The 17,958-nt window shown below is 33.3% G+C and carries 13 protein-coding genes; all 13 read left to right on the forward strand.

What is annotated here, in order from left to right:
* Positions 1 to 10: 10 nt before the first annotated feature.
* Entirely contained in the window at positions 11 to 1,036 is a 1,026-nt protein-coding gene (locus ABD011_RS04270) for a polysaccharide lyase family 7 protein (protein ID WP_343796062.1), read from the forward strand.
* A gap of 6 nt (positions 1,037 to 1,042) precedes the next feature.
* A complete protein-coding gene (gene gndA, locus ABD011_RS04275; RefSeq protein WP_343796064.1) occupies positions 1,043 to 2,935 on the forward strand; it encodes an NADP-dependent phosphogluconate dehydrogenase in 1,893 nt (630 codons plus the stop codon).
* A gap of 24 nt (positions 2,936 to 2,959) precedes the next feature.
* Positions 2,960 to 4,234 carry an Nramp family divalent metal transporter gene (locus ABD011_RS04280; protein WP_343796066.1) on the forward strand — a complete coding sequence of 425 codons (1,275 nt, stop codon included), beginning with the start codon at positions 2,960 to 2,962 and terminating at the stop codon, positions 4,232 to 4,234.
* Between the two features lie 17 nt (positions 4,235 to 4,251).
* On the forward strand, positions 4,252 to 5,358 hold the full coding sequence (locus tag ABD011_RS04285) for a polysaccharide lyase family 7 protein (protein WP_343796068.1): 1,107 nt from the start codon (positions 4,252 to 4,254) through the stop codon (positions 5,356 to 5,358).
* 18 nt (positions 5,359 to 5,376) lie between these two features.
* Entirely contained in the window at positions 5,377 to 6,144 is a 768-nt protein-coding gene (locus ABD011_RS04290; RefSeq protein ID WP_131506006.1) for an SDR family NAD(P)-dependent oxidoreductase, read from the forward strand.
* Between the two features lie 28 nt (positions 6,145 to 6,172).
* Positions 6,173 to 8,452, forward strand: a complete 2,280-nt coding sequence (locus tag ABD011_RS04295; protein WP_343796070.1) for an alginate lyase family protein — start codon at positions 6,173 to 6,175, stop codon at positions 8,450 to 8,452.
* A gap of 25 nt (positions 8,453 to 8,477) precedes the next feature.
* Positions 8,478 to 8,855 (forward strand): cupin domain-containing protein, encoded by a 378-nt coding sequence (locus ABD011_RS04300; protein ID WP_343796072.1) that lies wholly within the window; start codon positions 8,478 to 8,480, stop codon positions 8,853 to 8,855.
* 424 nt (positions 8,856 to 9,279) lie between these two features.
* On the forward strand, positions 9,280 to 12,360 hold the full coding sequence (locus ABD011_RS04305) for a SusC/RagA family TonB-linked outer membrane protein (RefSeq protein WP_335973749.1): 3,081 nt from the start codon (positions 9,280 to 9,282) through the stop codon (positions 12,358 to 12,360).
* A gap of 16 nt (positions 12,361 to 12,376) precedes the next feature.
* Positions 12,377 to 13,825: a RagB/SusD family nutrient uptake outer membrane protein gene (locus ABD011_RS04310; protein ID WP_343796075.1), complete on the forward strand. Its 1,449-nt coding sequence runs from the start codon at positions 12,377 to 12,379 to the stop codon at positions 13,823 to 13,825.
* Positions 13,826 to 13,843: 18 nt separating this feature from the next.
* Positions 13,844 to 14,704, forward strand: a complete 861-nt coding sequence (locus ABD011_RS04315; protein ID WP_131506002.1) for a PKD domain-containing protein — start codon at positions 13,844 to 13,846, stop codon at positions 14,702 to 14,704.
* A 13-nt stretch (positions 14,705 to 14,717) separates the two neighbouring features.
* Positions 14,718 to 15,632, forward strand: coding sequence for a polysaccharide lyase family 7 protein (locus tag ABD011_RS04320; protein ID WP_425545548.1), 915 nt, complete (start codon positions 14,718 to 14,720; stop codon positions 15,630 to 15,632).
* A gap of 132 nt (positions 15,633 to 15,764) precedes the next feature.
* Entirely contained in the window at positions 15,765 to 16,466 is a 702-nt protein-coding gene (locus ABD011_RS04325) for a FadR/GntR family transcriptional regulator (protein ID WP_131506001.1), read from the forward strand.
* A gap of 191 nt (positions 16,467 to 16,657) precedes the next feature.
* On the forward strand, positions 16,658 to 17,929 hold the full coding sequence (locus tag ABD011_RS04330) for an MFS transporter (protein WP_335973756.1): 1,272 nt from the start codon (positions 16,658 to 16,660) through the stop codon (positions 17,927 to 17,929).
* Positions 17,930 to 17,958 lie beyond the last annotated feature (29 nt).

A 17,958-nucleotide genomic window follows, 5' to 3' on the forward strand; every position in this document is an offset into this window, starting at 1 on the left:
AATAAATACAATGAAAAAAATACTATTTACTCTATCACTTTTTTCGGCACTATTAAGCTGTAAAAACACATCAGAAAAGACTGAAAAAGCAGCACAAGAAACACCTGTAGAAACTTCAATTGCATATCCTAGTGATGTTATTCCGTTTATGGATAAATGGAAAATATTACTTGGTGATGGCACAACGTCTAACGATTTGGTTAACTTTCAAAAAGACGATTTTTTCTATGTAGAAAATGAAGCTGGTATCAATTGGGTGGTTTATAAAACACCAAATGCTGGTATCACTTCACCTAACTCTAGTAATACGAGATCTGAGTTAGGTGAGAAGCGTCGTTGGATTCCTGAAGAAGGAGGTAAATTAACAGGAACATTAAAAGTGCAACACGTATCTACAACTGGTGATGCTACAAAATCATCATCATATTCAGTAGTTGTTGGGCAAATACATAGTGACGAAGGTCACGAAAACGAACCTTTAAAAATCTATTACAAAAAATTCCCAGGACACACCAAAGGTTCGGTATTCTGGAACTACGAGATTAATACAGCAGGCGATAATGCTGGACGATGGGATTATTCTACAGCAGTTTGGGGCTATGATTTTTCAGTGGTTGGAGATAGTGCTATAAACTATCCTGAAGAACCAAAAGATGGTATTGCTTTAGGTGAAGAATTTAGTTACGAAGTAAACGTGCATAAAGGCATCATGTACTTAACTTTTACAAGTGAAGGACACGAAACTAAAACGTTTACAAAAAACTTGTTGAAATCAGATTTCGCTAACAAAACAGATATTCCACAGCAGGTAATTGATAGATATTCTTCAACGCGTACTGTTGGCGTAGAGCGTGATACTGCTTATGCTGGCGAAAAGCAATTTTTCAAACAAGGTGCGTATAATCAAGCCAATAGAAAAAGCACAAATTCTGAAACTTATAATGGTGATATCGCTAAACAATATGAAAACGGATCGTATGCTGAAGTTTGGTTTAAAAAAGGTAGTGTTGGTGCATCTGAAGAACCAAAAGAATAGCGCATTTTGAAAAGAGTAATCTTCATAATGGGTGTTTCTGGATGTGGTAAAAGCACTATTGCTAAATTGCTATCTGATGAAATGAATATCCCATATTTTGATGGCGATGATTTTCATCCAGAACAGAATGTAGCTAAAATGACTAATGGTCAGCCTTTAAATGATGAAGACCGACAAGGTTGGTTAGAGGCATTGAATAGATTGGCTAAAAACCAACTTAAAACCAATAGTTGCATTATTGTATGTTCGGCATTAAAAGAAAAGTATAGAAATACATTAAGCAATACTATTGAAAACCAAGTAAAATGGATTCACTTAACAGGTGATTTCGATTTAATCTCTGAACGTTTAAATAACAGACAAGGTCATTTTATGACATCGCAATTATTGCAGTCACAGTTTGATACGCTAGAGACACCAAGAAATGCAATACAAGTAGATATTAGTTCATCACCTCAAGATATAGTAAAACACATTAAAAATGATTTAATGAAAACCTCAGAATTTGGATTATTTGGTTTAGGTGTAATGGGTAAAAGCCTTTGTCGAAATTTAGCCAATAATGGATTCAAAATTTCGATGTACAACAGGCACGTTGATGGCGTTGAGGTTGATGTGGCAAAAGACTTTAAAACAGAATATCCTGAATTAAAAGACGCCGAAGCTTATGACGATATTGCTGCATTTGTAAATTCTTTACAACAACCAAGACGCATAATGTTAATGGTAAATGCAGGTAAAACTATAGATGATGTGATTGAAGATTTATTACCACATTTATCAGAAAATGATGTTTTGATTGATGGTGGAAATTCAAACTATAAAAAAACCAAAGAACGCTACGAATATTTAAAATCTAAGCAAATTCATTTTATTGGTACTGGTGTTTCTGGTGGCGAAAAAGGTGCTTTAATTGGGCCATCTATTATGCCAAGTGGAGATAAAGCGGCTTACAATCTCGTAAAGCCTTATTTAGAAACGATTGCCGCTAAAGATGCAAATGGATTACCTTGTTGTACATACGTTGGTCCAGAAGGAAGTGGGCAATTTATTAAAATGGTACATAATGGCATTGAGTATGTAGAAATGCAGTTATTGGCAGAAGTCACCACAATTTTAGAAGCGCAAGGACTTAATCCAGATGAAGTTGCTGAGACTTTAGATAGTTGGAAATCTACTGCAAGCAGTTACTTATTAGATATTACAACTACAATTTTTAAAAGAAAAGAAGGTGGCGATTGGTTGGTGAAAAAAATATTAGATAAAGCCGGAAACAAAGGGACAGGTAATTGGACCACAATAGCTTCGGCAGAATTAGGCTTGCCAAGTACGTTGATAGCTTCGGCTTTATTTTCAAGATATATCTCTTTTTTTAAAGACGAACGCGTTGAATTAAATGGCATATTCAAATCGTCTAAAGTTTCAGAATTAAATTTGTCTTCAAAAGACATTTTAGAAGCTTATCAATTCGCAAGAATCATAAATCATTATCAAGGTTTTAAATTAATAAATGAAGCCTCAAAAGCGTACCATTGGGATTTAAACCTAAGTGAAATTGCTCGTATTTGGACAAGTGGTTGTATCATTAAATCAGCACTTATGCAGGAGTTAGTTGCTGTGTTTAAAACGACTTCAAACCTAATGACAGATTCAAAAATTGCAACACATTTAAAGCAATACAAACCATCAATAAAACAGGTTGTGTCACAAGCACTTCAAAATGATTTATCAACACCAGCTTTAAGCGAAGCGCTTCAGTTTTTTAATGGTATTACTACAGCTTATGCTTCGGCAAATGTGATACAAGCACAACGCGATTTTTTTGGGGCACATACTTATAAACGCTTAGATGATAATTCAGATAAAAGCTATCATACAAATTGGGAGCAGTCTAACTAACTAACTAAAAACATTACATCTATTATGGATGAGACAACACAAAAAAAATCATTACTCAAAAAAATTATTGCTATAATTCTAGGTTTTGGCCCAGGAATTTTTGCAATCGGTTATACCATCGGTACAGGTAGTGTTACCTCAATGATTGTAGCAGGTAGCAAATTTAATATGCAATTACTTTGGGTGTTGTTTTTAAGTTGTCTGTTTTCTGGTGTATTGATGTTTGCATACGGAAATTATGGGTTGATTACTGGTGAAACTGCGCTATATGGATTTAAAAAGCATCTTAAATATGGAAAGGCTTTAGCTATTCTCATTATTGTTGGTATAACATTTGGTCAGTGGAATTCTCTAATGGGAATTTTGGGAATTTCATCAAACATTATTTTTGAAATTCTAGCTTTAAATTTTGAAGGACTGCACGATTATGAATATCAAATTGTGCTTACCATAGCTATAGTTATCATTATAACTTTCTACTTATTAATGCTGGTTGGTAAGTATACATTTTTTGAAAAGATATTGGTCATTTTTGTAACCTTAATGGGTTTTTCGTTTCTATTGTCTTTATTTTTTGTGCAGCCACTTCCTGTTGATGTTATCAAAGGATTTGTACCATCTATACCAGATGTGCCAGGTGGCAAAATGCTGGTCGCAGCTTTTGTAGGAACAACTATGGCAGCAGCAACATTTTTATCTAGACCTTTGTTTGTAAAGGGAAAAGGATGGACTATAAAAAACTTAGGGCAACAAAAAAGAGATTCTATTACAGCAGCTATTTTAATCTTTATCATTAGTGGAACAATTATGGCTGTTTCTGCAGGTGCATTATTCTACGAAGGTAAAGAAGTAACACACGTGCTTGATATGGCAAATACTTTAGAGCCTGTTGCAGGAAAATGGGCTGTTACTATTTTCTTTTTCGGAGCTTTAAGTGCAGGGTTATCTTCAATTTTTCCTTGTTTATTAATTGCGCCATTATTATTAGCAGATTACCAATCTGGTGAGCTCGATACCAATTCTAAACAATTTAGAATCGTAACCTTTGTCGCTTGTTTGGTAGCGCTTATTGGTCCTGCATTTGGTGCTAACCCAATTGAAGTCCAAATCTTATCACAAGTATTTAATGTATTTGTGTTGCCAGCTGTAATACTAGGTATAATACTTATAGTGAATAATAAAAAAGTAATGAAAGGATATAAAACAAGTTTGGGTGTAAATGTAGGGCTGTTCACTGCATTGTTCTTTTCGTTAGTAATTTCTTATAACGGAATAGTTGCACTAACAGAATATTTTTAAAAACTAAAAAAGCAATCATGATAGTAAAAACAGTAAAATCACTAACAGTAATAGTTTCAGGACTTTGTCTTGCTTTGTTATTGAATACAAGTTGTAAAAATGATAAATCTGCAACTAGTCCAAATCTTGAAGATACAGCAACAAAAGATACGTTGTATGCAAGCGAAGTTATTCCGTTTTTTGATAAGTGGAACCTTATTTTGGGAGATGGTTCTAATGTTGGTCAAGCAAATAGCTATCAACATGAAGATTTCTTTTACACAGCAACTGATTCGACTGGAGATTGGGTGGTTTACAAGGCGCCAAATGGTGGTGATACACATGGTACATCAAATAATACAAGAACTGAGTTAGCGCAACTAAAAAAATGGTATGCAAAAACTGCTGACGATAAATTGTCTGCAACATTAAAAGTGATGAACGTTTCGGCAACAGGTGATCCACGTGTAGCAGCTTCGTATGCAGTAGTTGTGGGGCAAATTCATAGTGCAGATGGTCATGAAAACGAGCCACTTAAAATATTCTATAAAAAATATCCTGGTCATACTAAAGGTTCTGTATTCTGGCATTATGAAATTAACACAGAAGGAGATGATAATTCAGGTCGATGGGATTTTTCATCAGCCGTTTGGGGACACGATTTTTCAGTTGTCCCAACAACATTAGATGAACTTCCTGAAGAACCTAAAGATGGTATAGAATTAGGTGAAGAATTTAGTTACGAGATAACAGTAAAGGATGGTATTATGAATTTAAAATTCACCAGTGAAGGTCATGAAACAAAGACGTTTACCAAAAACCTTGTTGAATCTGAATATACTACGGTTGCAGATATTCCTGAGCAAACACAAAAATTATTTGTTCCAATAGGTCAAGATGGTTTAGAGCGTAAAAATGCTTATGAAGGTGAAGGGTTGTTTTTCAAATTGGGTTCATATAATCAAACTAATGGTAAATCACCAGAGGTAAACAAAAATTGGTGTTCTGGGGCTGATACTTTTGGAGGTGACATTCAAAAGCAATACGAAACAGGTAACTATGCAGAAGTTTGGTTTAAGGAAGCAAAAATCTTGGTTAGTGATCAAGCAGTTTCAAACCAAGGCTATTTTACTAAAAACGATTAACTTTAGAAAACATAAACAATGATAAACGATAAATTAAAAGATAAAAACGTACTAATAACAGCTGGTGCACAAGGTATTGGTGAGGCAATTACTAAGCATTTTATAGATAATGGTGCAAATGTGGCAATACATTATTTTTCCAGTGCTGATACTGCAAACGAATTAAAATCATATGCTGAAAGTAAAAATGTAAAAGCCGTTGCAATTAGTGGTGATTTAACCAAAGAAGAAGATGCAAATGCTTTGGTAAAGTCAACGGTTGAAGCACTTGGAGGTTTAGATATCTTAATCAATAATGCTGGTAGTCTTGTTGCACGTCGTTTAATGATCGATATGGAAGCCGATTTTTGGCACAAAGTAATGGATATTAACCTCACATCAATGATGTTTGTAACTCGTGCTGCAGAACCTTATTTGGCAAAACATAAGGCAAGTAGTATTGTTAATTTAGCATCATTAGCTGGAAGAAAAGGTGGTCATCCAGGATCTATTGCTTATGCTACCAGTAAAGGCGCAATTTTAACATTTACAAGAGCATTATCTACAGAGTATGGTCCAAAAGGAATTCGTGTTAATGCTGTAGCGCCAGGTTTAATTTTAGGAACTGCGTTTCATAATACTCACACAACTGAAGAATCTGCTAAGGCTACTATAGCAGGAATCCCAATTGAACGAGCTGGAAATGCTAATGATGTTGCTAGAGCTGTTGTGTATTTGGCTTCTGAGTATGATGGATTTATCACAGGAGCCACGTTAGATATTAATGGTGGTGTATATACGATGTAAAACTATGCTTATAGTAAATCGATTAAAAATGAATAGTAAATCTGCATTAACAATATTTGTTTTTGTGATAGCTGTTGGGTTTTATTCTTGTAATAACGATTCGCAAAATACTTTAGATAAAACAGAACAGACTAATAATTCTAATGCGCACCCAAAACTAATCCTAACAGCACAAGGTGTTAAGGACATAAGAGCGCAGCTTGGTACTATTCCAATTTTTGACAAAACATTGGCTGCAGTAAAAGAAGAGATTGATGCTGAAATAGCTTCTGGCATCCATATGCCAATACCAAAGGACTATTCTGGTGGTTATTCGCACGATCGTCATAAACGCAATTTTGTAGTACTACAAAAAGCAGGTGTGTTATATCAAATTCTTGATGATGAAAAATATGCTAAGTATGTTAAAGATATGTTGATGCAATACGAAGCTATGTACAAAACCTTGCCAGTGCATCCAAAAACAAGATCATATGCAAGAGGTAAATTGTTTTGGCAATGCTTAAACGATTCAAATTGGTTGGTCTACGTTAGTCAAGCTTATGATTGTATCTACAATTACCTATCGGAAGACGAGCGACAACAATTAGAAACCAATTTATTCAGACCATTTGCCGATTATATTTCTGTCGAAAACCCACAGTTTTACAATCGCGTACACAATCATAGTACTTGGGGAAATGCAGCTGTTGGAATGATTGGTTTGGTAATGGATGATGACGAATTGGTGCAACGTGCCCTTTACGGAATTAAGGATGCTAATCTAGATGCTAATGCAAAAGATAATGATGGCGGATTTATAAATAAAGACGGAAAAGCTGGTTTTTTAGCTAATCTTGAAGAACCGTTTTCCCCAGATGGGTATTATACCGAAGGGCCATATTATCAGCGTTATGCAATGTATCCTTTTTTGATTTTTGGCGAAGCTCTGCAAAATGCAAAACCTGAACTTGAAATTTTTAAATACAAAGATTCAGTATTATTAAAATCTGTAAATGCCTTATTGCAACTGTCTGATGCTAAAGGTGATTTCTTCCCGCTTAATGATGGGCAAAAGGGAATGTCTACCAAAACCAATGCATTAGTTTCTGCAGTAGATATCACCTATCATTTCGGTAATCAAGACGCTGGTTTACTAAGTGTTGCAAAAGCACAAGATAAAGTAATGTTAGATGATACAGGATTGTCTGTAGCTTTAGGTTTAAAGGAAAATAAGGAAGCACCATTCAACAAAACATCTATTAATTTAAGCGATGGGTCTGACGGAGACGAAGGTGGTGTCGCCATTTTAAGAACTCAAAACGAAGATTTAACCTTAGTGTTTAAGTACGCAGCACAAGGATTAAGTCACGGTCATTACGATAAACTGTCCTTTTCATTATATGATAAAACCGATGAGGTTTTGCAAGATTATGGATTAGCACGTTATGTAAATATTGAGCAAAAAGGTGGCGGAAATTATCTAAAGGAAAACAAAACTTGGGCAAAACAAACAATAGCACACAATACCTTGACGATAAACGAAACTTCGCACTTTAATGGTAAATATGATGTTGGAAGTCAGCATCATTCCGTACTACATTATTTTTCTTCAGAAGATGAAACTATACAAGTTGTAAGTGCTAAAGAAGACAACGCGTATCCAGGTTCAGAATTACTACGCACAATGGCATTGATTTCTGATGAAGAATTAGGCAAACCTTTCATTTTAGATATACTGAAAGTGAATTCAAATACCAAAAATCAGTACGATTTGCCATTTTATTATTTCGGTCAAGTATTAAGTACAAATTTTGAATACGAAACATCAAAAACATTGAATGTATTAGAAAGCAAAAACGGATTTCAACATTTATACTTAGAAGCAAAATCTAAAAAAATATCAAACAATAGTCAGTTCTCTTGGATGCATCAAAACAAGTTTTACAGTTTAACTACTGTTACTAATCCGAACGACGAAATACTGTTTACTAGAATTGGTGCTAACGATCCAGATTTTAATTTAAGACGCGATCCAGCCATCCAATTACGACGAAAAAACACAGATAATACTCTTTTTGTGTCAGTAATTGAAGCTCATGGTAATTATAGTCCAGTTACAGAATTGGCAACAAATTCAAGAAGTGAAATAAAGGAACTTAAAGTGTTGTTGGATACTGAAGATTATACTGCTATTGCAATAACCACTGTAAATGATAAAACCAAGATTTTTATAACAGCAAACACAAATGCTTCAAAAGAAGCAAAACATGCTTTAGAGATTAATGGAACGTCTTACAATTGGACAGGAACATATTATTTTAAATAAAACACAAACATAAAACTTAAAAATTATGAAACGATTTAGTGATAAATACATTATTACAAAAGACATGGAATGGGAAGAGCTTGGTGGCGGAGTATCAAGGAAATTCTTAGGCTATGATAACCAAATTATGATGGTAAGAGTAAAGTTTGAAAAAGGAGCTTTGGGTTCTCCACATCAACATTTTCATACACAAGCTACTTTTTGTGTTTCAGGTAAATTTGAATTTGAAATAGATGGTGTAAAACAAATTGTTGAAGCAGGTGATGGTGTGTATATAGAACCAAATTTAATGCACAGTGCAGTTTGTTTAGAGGAAGGTGAGCTTATAGATACATTTAGCCCAGTAAGAGAAGATTTCTTAAGTGGAGGCGCAGTATCATATTTTGGTGATAAAGAATCGTAAAGCTAGATTTTTTTTTAGAGGTCTTAAGTTTTCTTAGTTGTAAAATTGAGTAAACTAGAGACCTCTATAATTGTCAATTATGAGAATAGTATTTGAAAACTATAATTTTTGACCTCATTTTTTGATAAATTCTTTTTTTAACATATAAAATTTTACGAAAACGTTGTATTTAACAAAATTTTATATATATTTGGTAAACCAATCTGGTAAACCAATTTTTTTCAGATAGGTATTTAAATAAAAAAAAGGACAGGTGCACGCCTATCCTTTTTAGAAATTACTTCTTTGGAGGGAAGTAAATATGTAGCTACTAAGAGCACATAAGATTAATACAAAAGTAATAAAAAAACTAGATTGTATTAAAGCTTTAAAATGTTTTTAAGTAGTTAAAAAACTAACTTTTTAAAAATTTAAATGATTAATTATGAACTTAAAAACTAAGCTAACCATTATTGCGATGCTATTAGTTAGTGTTGCGGTTTTTGCGCAAGAAAGCTTTACGGTGAAAGGTACTGTTGTTTCTGCAGTTGATAATTTGCCGATTCCAGGTGTTAATGTTGTTATACTTAAAACAACAAAAGGCACATCGACAGATTTTGATGGTAATTATCAAATTGATGTTAAAACAGGAGATGTACTCCAGTTTTCATACATTGGGTATGTTACACAAATTATTGTTGTTGAAAATCAAAAGACAATTAATGTTTCTCTGGTTGAAGACACTAACAAACTAGATGAAGTCGTGGTTGTTGGATATGGAACCCAAAAGAAATCTACTGTAACAGGTTCTATTTCTAAAGTAGTTAACGAAAGTTTAGATCAAATAGCTGTAGCTAGGGTTGATGATGCTTTAATTGGTCAGGTTTCAGGAGTTAATATTCAAGCAACATCTGCAGAAGCTGGTGATGCTCCAACAATTAGAGTAAGAGGTGTTGGTTCAATAAATGCTGAGTCAGGACCTGCTGTAGTTGTAGACGGATTAGTTGTAAGTTCAGATTTCCTTGGAAATATGGATATGAACGATATAGAGTCTTTTGAAATTTTAAAAGATGCTGCATCAGCTGCAATTTATGGTAGTGAAGGTTCAAACGGAGTAATTTTAATTACCACTAAAAGCGGAAAATCAGGTAAAACAAAATTTAGTTACCAAACTTATGCTGGTATTAAAAGTGCTTTTGGTAGCGATGATTATAGAAAAAGTGTTTCTGATTGGGCAGCAAAAGAGCTTGCTGAGACAGGGGAACTTTCAGAGAGAACTCAATACATGCAATTATTGGTTGCCACTTTAGGTGTTGATAGAGATTGGCAAGATGTGTTTTTTGAAGATGGACTTATTCAAAGTCATTCATTTTCAGCAAGAGGAGGAACTCAGGATACTAAGTTTAGTATATCATTAAGATATTTAGGAGATGAAGGAGTTGTTTTAACTGATGATTATAATCTATATAGTGCTAAGGCAAAAATAGATAGTAAACTAACTGACAAATTAAAGTTTGGTTTTAGTGCTACTCCATCATATTCTAAACGTAGAGCTTTACCAACATCTATTCATAATCCAATCAGGCAATCACCATGGTTACCAATATACCATACAGAAGAATCGCTTCAATTTGTTGATTTTAATGCATATCCTAATGTAACAGTAGGTGATTATTTTATGGAAGACCACCTAATTGAACTAGATTTAGATGGTGATGGTAGTGATAACAGACCAAGAACTTCAGGAGATGCAAACCCATACGCTCAATATGTAGAGAGAGAACACTATGAGTTTAAAACCAATCTTTTAGGTTCAACATATTTAAGCTATGAAATCACTGATGGTCTTACAGCTAAAACATCACTAGGTATTACCCTAGAACAAAGAAAAAGAACACGTTGGAACGGAACTAAGTTTCACCAAAATGGAGCTGCAAACGCATCATATGAGTTGCATAATAGATTTAGAACCAGAATTATTTCTGATAATACTTTAAACTATACTAAGCAATTTGGAGATCACGATTTAAATGTGTTGTTAGGAGCAACTATTCAAAAACGAAGAACAGAAAATAGCGAAGTATTAGGTACTGGATACTCTAATGATTTATTAAAGAATTTGCAGGGAGCTACACAAATTACAGAATTTGAAGAGTATAATATAGAACGTAGAAAAATAGGATATTTTGCGAGAGTAAATTATGCATATAAAGACAAATATTTACTTAATGCTTCGTTTAGACGAGATGGAAGTTCAGTATTTGGTGTAGACTCTAAATGGGGAAATTTCCCAGCAGTTTCTGTTGGTTGGAATATGCACAATGAAGGTTTCTTGGTAGAGAGCGATGTTGTTAGTAAATTAAAACTAAGAGCAAGTTACGGTCTTACAGGAAATGAAAACTTTAGTTTAGGAGATGATATTACTAGTTGGTACCCTTACTTAGCTTTATTAGATAATACAACTGCTGTTATTGATGGAACTATTGTAAATGCACCAAGTGCACTAAACATTGCTAATGCATTATTACAATGGGAAGCTTCAGTAGAGATTAACCCAGGTATTGACTTTGGGTTCCTAAACAATAGAATTCAAGGATCTTTAGATTACTATAAAAGAACTAGTGATAAGTTATTGTTAGATAACCCTGTATCTTATGTTACTGGATTTAATAATGGTATCGTAAACCTAGGAGAAGTTGTTAATAGTGGATTTGAATTTGAGTTAAGATCCAAAAACATTACAAATGAAAACTTTAAGTGGAATTCAACCTTAATAGCTTCAACCAATAAAAACGAACTTACAAATTTTGGAGACTCAAATGGTCAGATATTAGTTGATACTTATGGTAGAAATTCAGAATGGATTAATCTTGTAGGTAACCCAATATCATCTTTTTATGGTTACGTTGTAGATAGAGAGTTGTCAAACGAGTATTGGGATACGCCATACTTCCCAATTAATAGTCTTTCTGAAGATGTTATTGTAAAAGATTTAAATGGAGATGGTTTAATTACTAGTGCTGATAAAACTATTTTAGGAGATCCATATCCAGATTTAATTTGGAGTTTAACAAATGAATTTAATATTGGCAATTTTGACTTTTCTTTCATGATACAAGGTAGCCATGGAGCTGAAGTGAGAAACGTAGGAGACCAATATTTCTTTACTCATTGGCAAGGAGCAACAAACAGTCCTCAAGCTGTGGTTGATGCAGGTATAATTCCTGACGCATCGTTTTTACAAGAACGTGTACATACAAATGATATAATACAAAGCGCAGGTTACTTTTCACTTCGTAATGTAAATATTGGCTATAACTTACCTAAAACTCTTACATCTAAATTAGGAATAGAATCGGTAAGACTATACGCTACAGGTCAAAACTTACTATACATAACCGATGACGATTACAAAGGTTTCAATCCAGAGTATGTTGACGATGATAGACCAACTGCTTATGGAGCTCAAAGAGCGGGAACGCCTTTGTTTAGAACAATGTCGTTTGGTTTAAATGTAAACTTTTAATAAAAAAATCATAGTTATGAAACATATAAAATATTTAGCTTTCGTTTTAATAGGAGTTATGTTTTCTTGTAATGAAGATGACTTCTTAAATCCAATTCCAGATTCACGAGTAGTAGTAACATCATACTTTAATAGTGATGAGGAAGTATTGGCAGGTATCCTTGGTGTGTATGACGCTATTCAAGGTATTCCAGAAGAAACTACATCAAACTCAAGTTTAGTTAATAGAGGTGTTCAGTTTGAATATTTAGTTACTGAAATGCGTTCAGATAATACAAGATCTGCAACTACTGAAGGTTCTAAAGCAGATTTTCATAGGTATTTAGTAGATGCTAATAATGTTGAAGTTGAAGATTATTATGCTAGTATGTATGAGATTATTTTTAGAGCAAATAATATTTTAGACTTTATTGAGGTTGCTGAGGAAGGTAATAGAGCAGCTTACACAGCTGAATCAAAATTTTTAAGAGCTTACGCTTATTTTAATCTTGTTAGATTGTTTGGTGATGTGCCTATGGTAACATCTGTTGTAAATCCAACTCAAAGTGAAGCATTGTATACACGAGTTGAAACATCTCAAATTTATGATTTAATAATTGATGATTTGCTAATTGCTGTTGATGACTTAAACAATAGCGGTTCTAAAAACAGAGCAAGTAAGGCTGCAGCTCAAGCACTTTTAGCTAAAGTATATTTAACATTACCTAACCCTAATTACATAGGAGCACAGCAAATGTGTGAAGCTATCATTGGAACGCCTCAGTTTACATTACTTCCAGATTTTTATGATGTATTTTATCAAGAACTTAACGATGAAATCATTTTTTCTGTAGGATATTCTTCTGGTTTCTCTGAAGATGCTCAAGGATTTTCATCTGAGTTTACAGCAGACGCAGGAAGACAAGATGGTTTAAATATTGTAAACAATAATTTAATAGCTGACTTTGAAGCTTATGGAGGAAATAGAACAAGTGTTTCTTATTTTCAATCTCCAACATCTTCAGATTTAACCGAAGTTGGTAAGTATCTACCTGATGGATATATGAGAGATGAAGATGGTAATTATGGACCAAATCCACCAAGATTAGCTGGTAATGACTGGATTGTGTTAAGATATGCTGATGTATTATTAATGCATGTTGAATCTATTTTAGCTGGTGCTGAAGTTACCGGAAATCAAGCAGCTATTACATCTTTTCAGCAGGTTAGAGATAGAGCAGGTTTAACTACTCCTGTTACCTCAATTACTAGAGACGACCTTATTATGGAGCGAAGAGTTGAATTAGCATTTGAAAACCACCGCTTTTTTGACTTAGTAAGATTTGGTATAGCTGATGCTGTTTTGAGCGCGCATGCTTCTGAAATGGGTTATCCAGATTATACCTCAAGAGCATTACTATTACCTATTCCTAATAGAGAAATTAATTTAAGTGGAGGATTAATGACCCAAAACCCTGGGTACTAATTAAAAAATATTTTAGACATGAAAAATATATTAAATAAAACTAATGGGCTAATAAAAATAGCTTGTGTAATTGGTATTACTGTCTTTTCAGTTAGTTGCGATGATTACTTTGAGTTTGATTTACCTGAGTCAAATTCAATAGAAGATACAATATTCCCTACGGCAGATTTTTCTTATATGCCTGATGTTGGAGATTTTACTACAATACATTTTACAGATTTATCAACAGAATCAAATACCTTTTTCTGGGATTTTGGAACTGGAGATACATCTAATGAGCAAGACCCTGTCTATACCTTTGCAGATGGTGAGGGAACTTATACAGTTTCACTAACAGCAAGCGATTCTAATGGTGTGTCAGATACTGTAACTTATGATATAGAAGTGGTAGAGCCAGAAGCTATTATCCCTGTTATTTTAGAAGCAGGCTTTGAAGATAACACTTTGCCAGACGGATCAGGTGATGGTCGTGACTCGTGGAGAAATAGTGATCTTGGAGGTGTAATTCAAATTACTGGTTCACCAGTTTATGAAGGTAGTCAAGCTTCTAAGTATCCATCGGCTGGAGATAGAGTTGCTTATCAAGAACTTGTAGTGTCTAGTGATACAGATTACAGTTTGTCATACTACTACACTTTAAAAGATGATTCTCCAGGATCAATTACTGTGTATATATTACCTGGTGGAGGTTATACAGATTTAGCAACAGCAAAAGCTGCAGCAATAGCTTCATTTGAAGGAACCGATCAAACAGATCCTGATATTTATGTTTCTGCTAGTGTTAATTTTAATACAGGAAGCAATACAATGGTATCTATTTTAGTTCACAACGAAGGTGTAGAAGCAAGAATTGATTCGTTTGAAATAGATGTAAACTAAAAATAGAAGGTAAGTGAAGTTTAGGTATTCATTATTTTTATTTTCTTTCTTTTTGATTAACTTTTCTTTTTCTCAAGAAAAGTTAATCAAAGAAGAAGTTGCTACGAAAGAAGTAGAGACAACAAAAAAGAAGAAGAAAAGAAAGAAAAAGAAAGTTAAGTTACCAGAAATAGACTTAAGTCATTGGAAAGTAACTTTGCCTGTAACAAACAATGAAGGAAAACCTCTAGAGATAAGCCCTCCTGAAATATTAGATTTTGCAAATATAGAAGCAGCAAAACCTTACATGTACATTGACTCAACAAAAGGAGCAATAGTTTTTCACGCGATGCCTACAAACTCAAAAACTAGAAATACAAAGTATACTAGGTCTGAGCTAAGAGAACAAATGATACCTGGAGATAATAACACAAATTGGACATTTGAGCAAGGAGCAAAAATGAAGGGTAAAATCTCAATGGAAGATGTCTCTAGAGACTCTGATGGTAAGTATCATAAAGTTATAATCATGCAAATTCATGGTAGGTTAACAAATGAGCAAAGAGACTTAATTGGTCAAGATGATAATAATGCACCACCAATATTAAAAATATATTGGCAAAATGGTAAAATTAGAGTAAAAACAAAAGTACTTAAAAACATTAATGCATTAGGAGATGCCTTGCTTTATGAAGAGGCTTGGGATGATGACGAAGGTTTCAATTTTAAGCAAGAAGTAGGTTTTAGAAAATTTACTTTAGAAGTAAATGTTTCAGATGGAAAGATGGTTGTTGTATTAAACAATAGTGAATATAAAGTGTATGAAAATATACACATGAAAAAATGGGGAATTTTTGAAAACTACTTTAAGGCAGGAAACTATTTTCAATCAAGAGATGAAGGGTCTTTTGCCAAAGTAAATTTTTACAGCTTAGAAGTAACACATTAAAAACAATTAGTTTGAGTTAGTCTTATATGAAGAGTTTTGTCGTTTAAAGTTTTTAATGATAGAGCTCTTCATTTAAGAATTGGAGTTTATTTATTATTTTAATACCTTTAAATCTGGTTAACCAATTTTATTATGAAGTTAGAAACATTGTCGAAAACCGAAATAGAGTATACTCAAAAGGATATTATATCTAAAATACGAGATTTAATTAATCATAAAAATCTTGAACCTGGAGATAAGTTACCTTCCGAAAGAATGTTGTCTGAAAAATTTGAAGTTTCTAGAAGTAATATTAGAGAAGCAATACAAAAGTTAGAATTTTATGGACTTTTAAAGTCTAGACCACAAAGTGGAACTTTTGTTGCAAATATAGGTATCATTGCTTTAAACGGTATGATTGAAGATATTTTGAGATTAGAAGACCCTGATTTTAAATCTTTAGTCGAAACAAGAATTTTATTAGAACTTAAAACGGTTAGGTTAGCAGCTCTAAGAAGAACAGAAGAAGACCTGGTGAGTATGAGGGCAACCTTAGATGCTTATTCAGAAAAGGTGTTAAATGGAGAAGATGCAGTACAAGAAGATTTATTATTTCACTTAGCAATAGCTAAAGCTTGTGGAAATAGTACTATTAATACATTTATGTTAATGATTACTCCAGAAATCATTACAAACTTTGAAAAGTATCATGTTTGCGATAAAAACCAACCTGAAATTGGAATCAAAGAACATGAGGCAATTTATGAGGCAATAAAAAATCAAGACCCTCAAGAAGCTAAATTAAAAATGAAAGAACATTTTAAGGTATTATATCAATACTGCTATAGTAGTTAAATTGTTCTAAATGAAAACAAAATTGCACGGTTTATGTTTTCATTTCTAAATACAATATTGGAGGGAAGTATGTTAATTAAGCATTACCTAATTAAGGCGTCTTAATTCACCTACTCCACTTTTTTTAATAAAAAAAAATAAGCTCTTACTTATGTGAGTATGGGGCTAACGTTGAAGAATATTAAAAACTTATGAAGGTAAAAGGATTAAGATGGTGGATCATTGGTTTAATCTTTGTAGCTACAGTAATAAACTACATTGATAGAACCGCATTTGCATTACTTTGGCCACAAATGGGTAAAGACCTTGGCATGGATAATTCAGACTATGCTTTAATGCTCAATATTTTTATGGTCACCTATGCTGCCAGTAAATTTCTATCAGGAAGACTGTATGACCAAATAGGAACTAGAATTGGGTTTATAGTTTCCATAGTGGTTTGGTCAGCAGCAGCAGCATTTCATGCATTAGCAAGAGGTGTTATTTCATTATCTATAGTTAGAGGGTTACTAGGTTTAGGAGAAGCAGGTTTATGGCCTGGAGCTGTAAAGAGTAATGGCGAGTGGTTTCCTATTAAGCAAAGAGCTTTGGCGCAAGGTATTTTTAATTCTGGAGCATCAATAGGTAATGTAGTTGCTCCAATTGTTATTGTTTTTTTGTATGCTCAATTCGGTTGGAAATCAACTTACTTAATATTAGGAGGTTTAGGATTGTTATGGGTGATTCCTTGGTTTATACTCAATAAATCCAAACCAGAAGATCATCCTTGGATTACCGATAAAGAAAAAGCTTTAATACTTAATGATAGAACTGATGATGCTGATGATAAAAAAACAAAAGCAAAAAGCTTAAGTGTGGTTAAAATATTGAGTTATAAACAACCATGGGGAGTTTTGCTTTGTAGATTTTTTATTGAGCCTATTTGGTGGTTTTTTGCAGGATGGATGCCAATATATTTAAATTCAAAGTTTGGTTTAAGTATAGAAGAAATTGGTAAAACTATGTGGATTTCATACCTAATGGCTGCAGCAGGAGGAATACTAGGAGGTATGTTTACTGAAGCAATAATAAAACGAACTAGTGTTGATGTAGGAAGAAAGGCAAGTATAGTATTAGGAAGTTTATTAATCATCATTGGGTTTGTTTCAATTATACTCTTTGTAAACGATTCTAATTATATGACATTTATTTACCTCGCAGGTATTGCTCTCTTTGGGTTTCAATTTGCTATAGGTAACATACAAACTTTGTCGAGTGATTTATTTAAAGGCCCATCAGTAGGAACATTAGCAGGTTTAGCAGGAACTATTGCAGCTGTATCTCCAATAATTATGAATTGGTTTATTGGGACAATTACCCAAAGTGGTTCTTATACTCCAGCATTTATAGCAATTACAGTGTCAGTTGTACTAGCTGTAGTTTCTATTTTCTTACTAATTAAAAAAGTAAAACTAGTACAATAATAGAACGATAAATTATAACACATATAAAT

It is taken from the genome of Gaetbulibacter jejuensis (assembly GCF_039524015.1).
Taxonomy (GTDB): Bacteria; Bacteroidota; Bacteroidia; order Flavobacteriales; family Flavobacteriaceae; genus Gaetbulibacter_B; species Gaetbulibacter_B jejuensis.